The organism is Spongiactinospora gelatinilytica (assembly GCF_003236385.1).
Taxonomy (GTDB): Bacteria; Actinomycetota; Actinomycetes; order Streptosporangiales; family Streptosporangiaceae; genus Spongiactinospora; species Spongiactinospora gelatinilytica.
The window spans coordinates 1-10,977 of record NZ_POUA01000266.1 but is presented as its reverse complement, the minus strand read 5'-3'; the positions used below and the strand labels follow the sequence as shown (position 1 = coordinate 10,977).

Genomic DNA, 10,977 nt, shown 5'->3' with positions numbered 1-10,977 from the left:
CCTCCAAGCTGGGGGTGGGCGGGGCGCGCTTCCACACCGGCGGCGAGCCCGGCCCGGCCGACACGGTCTATCTCGGCGTGTTCCGCAGGAAGGCGCTGGACCGCGTGGGCGGCTACGACGAGCACTTCCAGCGCGCCCAGGACTGGGAGATGAACCACCGCATCCGCGAGTCGGGCGGCCTGGTGTGGTTCCAGCCCCGGATGCAGGTGTCCTACCGGCCCCGGCCCAACGTGCGGGCCCTCGCCCGCCAGTACTTCCACTACGGGCGCTGGCGCAGGGTCGTGGCCCGCACCCACCAGGGCACGATCAACCTGCGCTACCTCGCCCCGCCCGCGGCCGTGCTGGCCATCCTGGCGGGGCTGGTGACCGCGCCGTTCTTCTGGCCCGCGCTGCTCGTCCCGGCCTGCTACCTCGCCGCCATCGTGGGCGGCGCGCTGCTGACCGGGGGCGGCCTGCCCGCGGGCGCGCTGGCCCGCCTGCCGCTGGTGTACGCGACCATGCACCTCGCCTGGGGATGGGGCTTCATCACCAGCCCGCCGCGGCTCAGCAAACCACGCTGATTCAGCGGGCCTCGGTGACCTGACCGGTCGTGGTGGAGGCGAGCACGGCGAGGCAGGCTTCGGCGATCCTGCCGGGGTCGTCCGTGCGTGCGGTGACGCAGTTGACCCGCACGCCGGACGCGGCCTCCTCGCCCGCCAGCGCGCGGGCCAGCCCGGCGGGCGCGGACTCCGTCACGGCCGCCAGGCTGCCGCCGCCCCCGCCCGCGCAGAACAGCAGGTGCCCGCGCGACTCCCGGAGGTACGGCAGAGCCGCCCGAGCGGCGCGTACCGGCCCGAGGACCCCGTGCTCGACGGCCCGCGACACATCGCCTTCGGCGGCCTCGCCGAGCGCGCCCGGCGCTCCGGGCGTCACGATCACCACGCAGTCGGCCGGGCCGTCCAGGGCCGTCGCGACCTTCGCCCCGCGCCGCGCGGCCAGGGCGGCGAGCGCGCCCGCGACCGGCCCGTCGCCGAGGACCGTCACCGCCCGCCCGGACAGATCCGCGGCGCTTCGCGGAATCGCCGTGGTGGCGAGGTGGAAAAGCGTCTCGGCGATGGCAAGATCGGTCGGATGGGTGACCTTGATGTTGCGCTCACTGCCGGGCACGATGTGGATCGGCACCTCGGGGAGGTAGCGCAGCACCACCCCGCAGTCGTCGGTGGCGGGCCGGGAGGCGAAGCCCGGGTCGGCCAGCGCCCTGAGGTACGCCTCGCGGATCACCTCCAGCCGGAAGCCCTGCGGCGTCTGCGCCCGCCGGAACAGCGCCCGGTCGGGGATGTCGCGGATCACCTCGCCGTCGCCGGCCGGGTCCACCCGCAACAGGGTGTCCGAGCTGGGCACGGCCACCCCCACCGCCCGGTGGTGGGCCAGCGCGGCCACGCACCGGGTGATGATCGCCGGTTCCAGCAGGAACCGCACCGCGTCGTGCAGCAGCACGTCAGCGTCACCGTCGCCGATGTGCTCAAGGGCCCGCCAGGTCGTCTCGGTACGGCTGGCGCCGCCCTCGACCACCGCCCGCACCTTGCGAAACCCCTCCAGGGCGACGATCTCCTCGGCCTCGCGCACGTAGCCGGGCGTCATCAGCACCACGATCTCGTCGATCTGCGGCGCGCCCTCGAAGACCGCCAGCGTGTGGGCCAGGATGCTCCGCCCCGCCACCCGCGCGAACTGCTTGGGGGTCTTGAGCCCGGCCCGCGCTCCGACACCGCCCGCCAGGATCGCGGCCACGGTACGGCGACGCCGGTCGTCACTAGCGGTCACGGATGCTTCCTCCACGTCGAGGGGTGTGCGGTTCACCCGAGCGTATCGGCATGGACACACCACCGTCTGATCAGGAATGAATGGCCCGCCACCGTCGTGAACTCCGGTCAACATCCCGCTACGCTGGGTGCGCACTTCCCATTCGTGCGGCGGCCGTCGGCGTGAGGGAGCGAAGGAGTAGCCGTTTGGCAGTGATCCCGCAGTGATCCCACCGTCCGCGCCGTCGCCGCCCGCCGAGACGTCGGGCGGCCACCGGCCCTCGCGCGCCGCGGCCGTGGTGCTCGCGACCACCCCCGCGGCCAGGTCCGTCCTGACCGACGGCACGGTCCTCGACCGGCTCGCCGGGCAGCTCGACACCCTGCCCGTCCGTGATGTCCACGTGGTGGCGCGCACGGCCGTCGCCGTGGGTCCTGGGGCCGCCGACGGCGCCCGGGGGCTGGTGGACGATCTCAGGAGCGTGGCGAAGGTCGCCAGGGCGTCCTCAGGGCCCGTCGCCGTGCTGCCCGGCGACCTGGTGGCCCACCGGGAGGCGCTGGCCATGCTGCTCGAACACCCCGCCCGCGACACCGCCGCGCTGGTGGCCGCCGACGGCGGGGACGGCGGCCCGCTGCGCCCGCCGGTGCGCGTCGAGCGCGGCCGGGTGGCGGCGGCCGGCAGCTCCTACCACCGGGTCGTCGAGTCCAACGGCACCTTCCGCGGCGTGTTACAGGTCGGCGAGGCCGATCTCGGCGGCCTGGCGGGAGTGGCCGAGGAACTGGCCGACCACGTGCAGGGCGGCCGGCTGGGCACGGTCAGCGGCGCCGAGGTCGGCGACCTGATCCTGGTCGGCCTGGTCCGGGCGGGCGTCCCGGTACGCGCGGCCATGCTCGGGCCGCTGCGCTGCGACCGGGTGACCGGTCCCGGGCAGGCGGCCGACGCGGTGCGCCGCCTGGCGGAGGTCGATGAGACCGCGGCCCGGCTGGACGCGGCGATCAAGTCCGACGACGGGTTCGTCGCCACCCACCTGGTCAGCTCGTGGTCGGCCTGGCCGGTACGGCTGTGCGCCCGGCTGTCGCTCACCCCCAACGCGGTGACCGGCACGTCGCTCGGGCTGGCCGCGCTCGCCGCGGTGTGGTTCTCGGCGGGGGAGCGGCCCGCGATGCTGGCGGGCGCGGGGCTGGTGCTGCTGTCCTTCGTGCTCGACTGCGTGGACGGCCAGCTCGCCCGCTTCACCCGCGCGTTCTCGCCGCTCGGGGCGTGGCTGGACGCGATCTCCGACCGGGCCAAGGAGTACCTCGTGTACGTGGGCCTGGCCGCAGGGTACACCGGGGCGGTGGGCCTGCCCGGCGGGATCTGGGCGCTGGCGGTGTCGGCACTGGCCTTGCAGACCCTGCGTCACACGATCGACTTCTCGTTCAAGGCGTCGGCGGCCGAGGCGGGCCGTGCCCAGCCGGAACGGCCGCGCTCGCTGGCCGACCCCGGTGACGTGCCGCCGCAGCCCCCGCCGCCATCCGACCGGCGCAGCCCGCTGGTGCGCCTGTCCCGGCGCTTCGACCAGGGGGCCGTCCGCTGGCTGCGCAAGATCGTGGTGCTGCCGATCGGGGAGCGGATGGCGCTGATCGCGGTCACCGCGGGCCTGTTCGACGCCCGGGTGACCTTCCTGGCCCTGCTGGGCTGGGGCGGCCTCGCCACGCTCTACACCGTGACCGGGCGCGTCGCCAGGTCGGTTTCGTGACGGGGCGGGAAAGGACAGGCCGGTGATCTCCGTGAGCATGACCCCCGTGCCGCCGAGCACGCTGGTCGCCTACCGCGACGACGGCTCGCTGTCGCGCGGGATGGGCCTGCTGGTGGCCGGGCAGTTGCCGCCGCTGCCGCCCGCGCTGGCCGGCGCGTTCGTGACGGCGGTGCTGCTGGTGGTCGGCGTGGCCGGTTCCGACGGGCTGGCGGTGTTCGCCCCCGCGGTCGCGTTGCTGCTGGCCGGGCCGGGCAGTTCGCACCTGCACGACGGCCGCCTGGACTGGCTGGTGCCGCCCACCCTGCGGCTGACCGAGTACGTCTTCGTCGCCTCGGTGGGGTTCGCCAGGGACGTGCCCCCCGCGCTGATCTTCGCCTTGCTCGGAGCGATGGCCTTTCACCACTACGATGTCGTCTACCGCGTGCGTCAGCGCGTCTATCCGCCGTCCTGGCTCGCCACGGCAGGGCTCGGCTGGGACGGGCGGATGCTCCTGGTCGCGCTCGGCGGGCTCGCCGGCCGGGTGACGCTCCTGTTCGTGCTGCTCGGGCTCTACCTGTGGTGCCTCTTCCTGTGGGAGAGCGTGACCTGCTGGCTCGCCGCCCCGCGCTCCGGGCTGGAGGCCGCCGACCTCGGCGCACACGACTGACGCGGCAGAGCCGGCATCGGCGCGTTAACACGATTCGAGGGCCCGGCTAACGGGGGATTACACGATCAGGGCCGGAAGGCAACTAACCTTTGGGCCTACGAATGTGACGCGCGGATGAGGAGTTGCACGTTGCTGGGAATGGTGCTGGCCGCCGGGGCCGGACGTCGTCTGCGGCCGTACACCGACACGTTGCCCAAGGCCCTCGTGCCGGTCGACGGAGACACCACGATCTTGGACATCGCGTTGCGCAACCTCGCCGCGGTCGATCTGCGCGAGGTCGTGGTGGTGGTCGGCTACGCCGCGCAGGCCGTACACGAGCGCAAGGCCGACTTGGAGCGCCGCCACGGCGTACGGCTGACGCTGGTCCACAACGACAAGGCCGAGGAGTGGAACAACGCCTACTCGCTGTGGTGCGCCCGCGAGCACTTCGCCCAGGGGGCGCTGCTGGTCAACGGTGACACCGTCCACCCGGTCTCGATCGAGGAGACCCTGCTCGGCGCGCCCGCCACGACCGACCTTCTGCTCGCGGTGGACGACGTCAAGACGCTCGCCGAGGAGGAGATGAAGGTGACGCTGTCGCCCGAGGGCGACCTGCGGAAGATCACCAAGCTGATGGACCCGGCCGCCGCGTACGGCGAGTACATCGGGGCCACGCTCATCCGCCCCGGGGCGGCCGACCGGCTGGCCGACGCGCTGCGCGCCACCTTCGAGCGCGACCCGCAGCTCTACTACGAGGACGGCTACGCCGAGATGGTCGCGCGCGGCGAGCGGATCGCGGTGGCGCCGATCGGCAAGGTCGAGTGGGTCGAGGTCGACAACCACGACGACCTGGCCAAGGCCCGGGAGATCGCATGCCGATACTAGCCAGAATGCTCCCCGCGCCACTGACCATGCAGGTCCGCAGGGGGGCCATCGCCGAGCTGGGTTCGCTGCTCACCGACAGCCGGGTGGCGACCTCCGGGCGGGTGGCCGTGGCGGTCGGGGCCGGGCAGGGCGACAAGATCGCTACGATGATCGCGTCCACGCTGGGCGAGGCGGAGCTGTTCCGGGTGCCGGACGGCTCGGTCGACGCCGCCGTCTCGCTCGGGGCCGACCTGCGCAAGGGCGCCTTCGAGGCGGTCGTGGGCATCGGCGGCGGCCGGACCATCGACGCGACGAAGTACGCCGCGTCGCTGGCCGGCATCCCGATGGTCGCGGTGGCCACCAACCTGTCCCACGACGGCATCTGCTCGCCCACGGCGTCCCTGACGCACGAGGGCGGCAAGGGCTCCTTCGGCGTCCCGATGCCACTGGCGATCATGGTCGATCTCGACTTCGTCCACGACGCCCCGCCCTCGCTGGTCCGCGCCGGGATCGGCGACGTGGTGAGCAACCTGTCCGCGATCGAGGACTGGCAGCTCGCCGCGGCCGAGCGGGGCGAGCCGATCGACGGGCTGGCCTGCGCGGTGTCCCGTACCGCGGCCGAGGCCGTGATCGGCAGGGCCGACTCGATCGAATCCGATGCCTTTTTGACTGTTCTGGCCGAATCGTTGATCCTCTCCGGCATGTCGATGGTCATCGCAGGGTCATCTCGTCCCGCCAGCGGCGGCGACCATGAGATCCTTCATGCCGTGGATCAGCTCTACCCCGGGACCTCCAATCACGGCGAGTTGGCCGGTATCGGCGCCGCCTTCTGCTTTTTCCTGCGCGACGACACGCAGCGGCTGGCCCAGGTGGTCGGCTGCCTGCGCAGGCACGAGCTGCCCGTGACACCGGGCGACGTCGGGCTCACCGAAGAGCAGTTCACCGAGGCGGTGGTGCTCGCCCCGGCGACGCGTCCGGGCCGGTACACGATCCTGGAGCACCTTCGCCTGTCGGACACCGAGGTGCGGGAGCGGGTGGGAGCGTATGTCCGGGCCGTCGGTCGCTGAGATCCGCGCTGTCGCGCAGCCGGCCGGCACGATGGACCGCCGCAGCGGCGAACACTGGGCCGGCGTGCTCTACATGCGTAAGCTGTCGGTCTACGTCACCTGGGCGCTGGCCAAGACGCCGATCACGCCCAACCAGGCGACCGGCCTGATGATCCTTTGCGGGCTGCTGGCCGGGGCCGTGCTCGCGCTGCCCGGCCTTTGGGCGGCGGTGGGCGCGGCCGTGCTGGTCCAGGTCTACCTGCTGCTGGACTGCTCGGACGGCGAGCTGGCCCGCTGGACCGGCCGCACCTCGATCACCGGCGTCTACCTCGACCGGGTGGGCCACTACTTCGCCGAGGCCGCGCTGCTGATCGGGCTGGGCTTTCGCGCGTCCGTGACGGCCCCCGACTGGTACACCGTGCTGGGGTTCGCCGCGGCGCTGGGCGCCATCCTGATCAAGGCGGAGACCGACCTGGTGGACGTGGCCCGGGCCAGGTCCGGGCTGGTGGCCGCGACCGAGGCGTCGGCCGAGCACTTCGCCTCGCGGCGGCTCGGCATGGCCCGCAAGGTCGCGGCGGCGCTGCGCTTCCACCGCATCGTCCAGGCGGTCGAGCTGTCCATCCTGGTGGTGATCGCCGCGGCCTGGGACGCGCTGGCCGGCGGCGGCGCGGCCACCCGGGTGCTCGTGGTGGCCTGCGCGGTGGTGGCGGTGCTCCAGCTCGTGCTGCATCTGGTCAGCATCCTGGCCTCGCGGCGGCTGGCATGATCGTTAGCGTGATCGCGCCGGCGGGGAACCGACCGGCGGCGCGGTACGTCGTATGTGGAAGACACTCACTGTTGGGTGGGGGTTTGCTAGCGGTTCCGATACGCTTATTTCGCGGTAAATCTGGAATGGAGCGTTCGGACGGAATTGCCCGACACGGCAGACTCGGTGATCATGGAAGTATGCAGCGCACGGCCGATCAACGCGTCAAGGCGATGACGCATTGAAGATTTCGTGCGTCATCCTCACCATGGGCAACCGGGTCGCCGAGCTTGACCGGGCCGTGGAGTCCGCGCTCGGCCAGGCCGACGGCGACGTCGAGGTGGTGATCGTCGGCAACGGGGCGGACGTGCCCGAGCTGCGCGCCGAGCCGCCCCCCGGTTCCTCGATCAAGAACGTCCGGCTGCCGCGCAACACCGGCATCCCCGCGGGGCGCAACCGCGGGGTCGAGGAGAGCTCCGGCGACGTGGTGCTCTTCCTCGACGACGACGGCTGGTACGCCAATCAGAAGGTCGCCGCGCACGTGCGCGAGCGCTTCGCCACCGAGCCCGACCTCGCGGTGATCTCCTTCAGGGTGATGGACCCGGAGGGCGGCAACGGCCAGCGCCGCCACGTGCCCCGGCTGCGCGCGGGCGACCCCGAGCGGTCCTCCCCGGTGACCACCTTCCTGGGCGGCGCGTGCGCCATCAGGCGCTCGGCGTTCCTCCAGGTCGGCGGCCTGCCGGAGCGGTTCTTCTACGCGCACGAGGAGACCGACCTGGCCTGGCGGCTGCTCGGCGAGGGCTACCGCATCGAGTACGACGCCGAGACGGTCATGTACCACCCGCAGGTGCCGCCCACCCGGCACGCCGACTTCTACCGGCTCAACGCCCGTAACCGGGTCTGGCTGGCCCGGCGTAACCTGCCCTGGCCGCTTGCCGCCCTCTACCTGCTCGACTGGGTCGTGCTCACGCTGGTCCGCGAGCGGTCGGGGATGGCGCTGCGGGCGTGGTTCAAGGGTTTCTCCGAAGGGCTGCGCGAGCCGGCCGGGGAGCGCCGTCCGATGGCCTGGCGTACGGCCTGGCGGATGCTCCGCCTCGGCCGCCCGCCCATCGTGTAGCGCCCCTCACGCCTGCACGGCCTCGCCGATCGTCATCGACATCCTGGTGACGGTCGCGGTCATCAGCGCGTGCTTGGGCAGCCCCAGCTCGCTCAGCTCCTTGGCGATCGGATGGTTGCCCAGCCGGATCAGCGCGCCCCCCGGCCGGGCCCGCACCCCGCGCGGTGACATCGACCACGGGGTACGGCGGATGACGCCGCCGAGGTCGGTGTAGGCGTCGAAGGGCGCGGCCGTCCGCCTGACCGGCACCGGCATGCCCGGTTTGACCAGCAGGTCGAGCACCAGGCGGCCGTCCCTGCGCAGCACGCAGCGCTTGTAGGGCGAGTCGAGCCGCAGGTCGATGTCCGCCAGTTCCTTGGGGAACCCCCAGATGCCGCGCCCGGCCTCCATGGTGAACGCCTGGTCCACCGGGAGCCAGTGGACGAACGCGCCGGTGCCCACCCGCCGTACGTCGGACAGGCCGGCCAGCGCCCCGCCGCTGCCCCGGACGCGGGCCGCCCCCGGCGGGCGTACCAGGAAGGACACCCCGAACTCGCCGTAGGACCCCAGGTCGGAATCGGTGTACTGGATGAACGTCAGCGTGCAGGCGGCCCTCCCGGGGACCACCTCCGTGATGTCCAGCCCCGAGTAGGCGATCACCGCGCGGGCGGCGTCGGCGCGGACCAGGTAGGTCGCCACGCAGGCCGTCGCCTCCCGGACGCGCACCGGCATGGTGACCAGTCGTCCCTGGATCAAGTGGTGTGCCATGGTTCCAGTAGACCAACAGCCGGTGCCCGCGTCACGCACCGCCTAGACCGTGACGGCCTTGCCGGGCGGCGGAGCGGAGGCGATCTTGGCGGCCAACGCCCACTCCTCCAGCAGCGCGACGAACTCGGCGGCATGGTCGGGCCAGTTGTGGTGGTGCAGCGCCTCGGCGTACCCGCGCGCGCCCATGGCCGCCCGCCGTTCGGAATCCTCGCGCAGCCGGAGTACGGCGTGCACGATGGCGTCCACGTCGCCGAACGGTACGATCACGCCGCAGTCGATCCGGCCCACCAGCGAGGCCGACAGCGGCAGCGGCGTCGTGATCACCGGGATGCCCCGCGCCATGTACTCGACGACCTTCGTCGGCAGCGACTGCCGGTAGTTGGGCACGTCGTGCAGCAGCGACAGCCCCGCGAGCGCCCCCTCGGCCATCCGCAGCGCGTGCCGGTTCGGGACATAACCGAACCAGTCCAGCAGGCCCTCGCGCTGCGCGTCGCGCAGCACCGGGCGCACGCCCGGGTCGGCCGCGCCCACCAGGTCCATCCGGACACCGTGCTCGGCCAGCCTGCGGGCCAGCTCGACCAGCTCCAGCGCGCCCCTGGCCGCCGACAGGTGGCCGACGTAGACCACCCGGTCGTCGCCGGGCGGCGGCGGGGCGGTCTCCGGCACGAACGTGGTGTTCCTGATCACCGGATGCAGGCGGTCGAACCTGGCCTGGTAGGAGTCCTCAGCGAGGATCAGGCGCATCCGGCGCTCGGCGTTCGCCTCGATCCGCCGGATCAGCGGCGGCAGCACCCGGCGCAGCACCTCGGGCAGGTACTGCTTGGCCACCAGTGCCCCCGCCGTGTCCTCGTGCACGTCCCAGACGCACGGCGGGCGGCGCCGCCCCCTGGGCAGCGCGAACAGCAGCTCGATGTCGTGTACGACGATCACGTCGGAGTCTCTGGCGGCCCGCCGCAGCGCCCGCCTTGCCGCCCTGATCGCCCGGTATCTTCTGCGCCCCACGGCCCTCGGCACGTCGACCGCGTGTACTTCGGGCCTCGGCGTGACGTTGCAGTGCGTGAAAGGCGCGATATAGGTCACCTCGTGCCCCGCATCGAGAAGCGCACGGATCTGCCGGTGCAGAATCCGTGCGTCCTCGGGATGGTGGACGACGGTCGCGACGCATACGCGCATGCTTCGATGCTGCGCCGCTATCCCGTCATGCTCGGATGTGTTGCGTAAATGCCGGTGAAACGACCGTTTAACTTCAGCACTTTCCGCGTTGTACCTTCTGTCCCCTGGAAGCGGGGGCCGACTTGCTGGGGCGGCGGTAGAGCCAGGTCAGGCGGGGTTCGATGACCCACTTGAACAGGGTGCGCGTCCCGGGCAGGCACAACACGATCGCCAGCGTGAAACAACACGCCATAATCGCGATCGCCCCCAGCGAACCGTACAGCCAGGGCAGGCTCAGCCAGCCCAGCTCCTTGGCGATCATGACCGGGACGCCGTGCAGCAGGTACGCGTACAGCGTGCGCGTGCCGAGGTCGGTGAACCACGTCTGGCGGCGCGGCACCAGCGCCAGCACGGCGAACGACATCGCCAGCGCCGCCACCAGCAGGGCCGCGCGCAGGCCGAGGCCCATCCACCAGGAGAGGTTCAGGTCGCTGTAGCTGTCCTTGAAGTAGATCGGGGCCAGCTTGACGCGCGGGGCGATGATGATCGCCACCGCGGCGGCGGAGGCGAGCGTGACCGCTGCGATGATCTTGACCCATAGCCGGTTCAGCAGCTCGAAGTGCTCGGGCTTGACCATCAGGCCGAGCACGAAGAAGGGGAGCAGGCCGAAGAAGCGGTCGAAGCTGAAGTCGCCGGATATCTCCGAGAAGCCGGACAGCAGGTAGATGGCCACGGCGACCAGCAGCGGCTGTTTCATCCGCCGCCACACGGGGGTGGACAGCCGCCACAGGAGCAGGGCCAGCAGGTACCAGTTCAGCCAGGCCGGATCGATGATCGTCAGGCTCCACTTGGCGCCGAACGCGGAACGCAGCGCGGCGTAGCCGACCTCCACGATCAGGTACGGGATCAGGAAGGTGTCGACCAGCTTGTTGGTCTTGGCGTTGGAGTTCCAGAAGTTCCGGCTGAGGTAGCCGCTGATCAGCACGAACAGCGGCATGTGGAAGGTGTAGATGAACAGGTACGCCGAGCGCGCCGACCCGGCGTCGAGCGTGGGCACCAGCGCGTGACCCATCACCACCAGCGTGATCAGCAGGAACTTGACGTTGTCCAGGTACGGCTCGCGCTGCTTGCCGGGGCGTGCGGCGGGCTTCGGGGCGGGTTTCGGGG

At 72.0% G+C, this 10,977-nt stretch carries 11 protein-coding genes; 7 read left to right on the top strand and 4 right to left on the bottom strand.

Annotated elements, in window-relative coordinates; translation table 11 throughout:
- Positions 1 to 560: glycosyltransferase (locus tag C1I98_RS27270; RefSeq protein ID WP_497845608.1), on the top strand; the 560-nt coding region annotated here is incomplete at its 5' end.
- 1 nt (position 561) lies between these two features.
- Here C1I98_RS27270 and C1I98_RS27265 read toward each other — a convergent pair.
- Entirely contained in the window at positions 562 to 1,800 is a 1,239-nt protein-coding gene (locus C1I98_RS27265) for a bifunctional cytidylyltransferase/SDR family oxidoreductase (protein ID WP_233508230.1), read from the bottom strand.
- 202 nt (positions 1,801 to 2,002) lie between these two features.
- On the opposite strand from C1I98_RS27265, the gene C1I98_RS45150 reads away from it, so the two are divergent.
- From C1I98_RS45150 to C1I98_RS27235, 6 genes are all read left to right on the top strand, one after another.
- On the top strand, positions 2,003 to 3,514 hold the full coding sequence (locus C1I98_RS45150) for a CDP-alcohol phosphatidyltransferase family protein (protein WP_267898080.1): 1,512 nt from the start codon (positions 2,003 to 2,005) through the stop codon (positions 3,512 to 3,514).
- A gap of 22 nt (positions 3,515 to 3,536) precedes the next feature.
- Positions 3,537 to 4,160, top strand: a complete 624-nt coding sequence (locus tag C1I98_RS45145; protein ID WP_111170274.1) for a DUF5941 domain-containing protein — start codon at positions 3,537 to 3,539, stop codon at positions 4,158 to 4,160.
- Between the two features lie 129 nt (positions 4,161 to 4,289).
- Positions 4,290 to 5,024 carry a phosphocholine cytidylyltransferase family protein gene (locus tag C1I98_RS27250; RefSeq protein ID WP_111170273.1) on the top strand — a complete coding sequence of 245 codons (735 nt, stop codon included), beginning with the start codon at positions 4,290 to 4,292 and terminating at the stop codon, positions 5,022 to 5,024.
- A gap of 5 nt (positions 5,025 to 5,029) precedes the next feature.
- The gene (locus C1I98_RS27245; RefSeq protein WP_199537253.1) at positions 5,030 to 6,070 is read left to right on the top strand and encodes an iron-containing alcohol dehydrogenase family protein; all 1,041 of its coding nucleotides are present in this window, start codon (positions 5,030 to 5,032) and stop codon (positions 6,068 to 6,070) included.
- Positions 6,048 to 6,815, top strand: a complete 768-nt coding sequence (locus tag C1I98_RS27240; RefSeq protein ID WP_111170271.1) for a CDP-alcohol phosphatidyltransferase family protein — start codon at positions 6,048 to 6,050, stop codon at positions 6,813 to 6,815. The genes C1I98_RS27245 and C1I98_RS27240 overlap by 23 nt, the downstream gene beginning before the upstream one ends.
- A 220-nt stretch (positions 6,816 to 7,035) precedes the next feature.
- Positions 7,036 to 7,911, top strand: coding sequence for a glycosyltransferase (locus tag C1I98_RS27235; protein ID WP_111170270.1), 876 nt, complete (start codon positions 7,036 to 7,038; stop codon positions 7,909 to 7,911).
- A 6-nt stretch (positions 7,912 to 7,917) separates the two neighbouring features.
- Here C1I98_RS27235 and C1I98_RS27230 read toward each other — a convergent pair whose 3' ends face one another.
- From C1I98_RS27230 to C1I98_RS27220, 3 genes are all read right to left on the bottom strand, one after another.
- On the bottom strand, positions 7,918 to 8,658 hold the full coding sequence (locus tag C1I98_RS27230) for an acetoacetate decarboxylase family protein (protein ID WP_111170269.1): 741 nt from the start codon (positions 8,656 to 8,658) through the stop codon (positions 7,918 to 7,920).
- Positions 8,659 to 8,700: 42 nt separating this feature from the next.
- Positions 8,701 to 9,831, bottom strand: a complete 1,131-nt coding sequence (locus C1I98_RS27225) for a glycosyltransferase (RefSeq protein WP_111170268.1) — start codon at positions 9,829 to 9,831, stop codon at positions 8,701 to 8,703.
- A gap of 73 nt (positions 9,832 to 9,904) precedes the next feature.
- A partial coding sequence (locus C1I98_RS27220; protein ID WP_111170267.1) for an acyltransferase family protein occupies positions 9,905 to 10,977 on the bottom strand: 1,073 nt, incomplete at its 5' end.

Excerpts from the sequence above, each read along its gene's own strand:
- C1I98_RS27245 (WP_199537253.1), top strand. The coding sequence starts at position 5,030 with ATGCTCCCCGCGCCACTGACCATGCAGGTCCGCAGGGGGGCCATCGCC.
- C1I98_RS27240 (WP_111170271.1), top strand. The coding sequence starts at position 6,048 with ATGTCCGGGCCGTCGGTCGCTGAGATCCGCGCTGTCGCGCAGCCGGCC.
- C1I98_RS27230 (WP_111170269.1), bottom strand. The coding sequence starts at position 8,658 with ATGGCACACCACTTGATCCAGGGACGACTGGTCACCATGCCGGTGCGC.
- C1I98_RS27225 (WP_111170268.1), bottom strand. The coding sequence starts at position 9,831 with ATGCGCGTATGCGTCGCGACCGTCGTCCACCATCCCGAGGACGCACGG.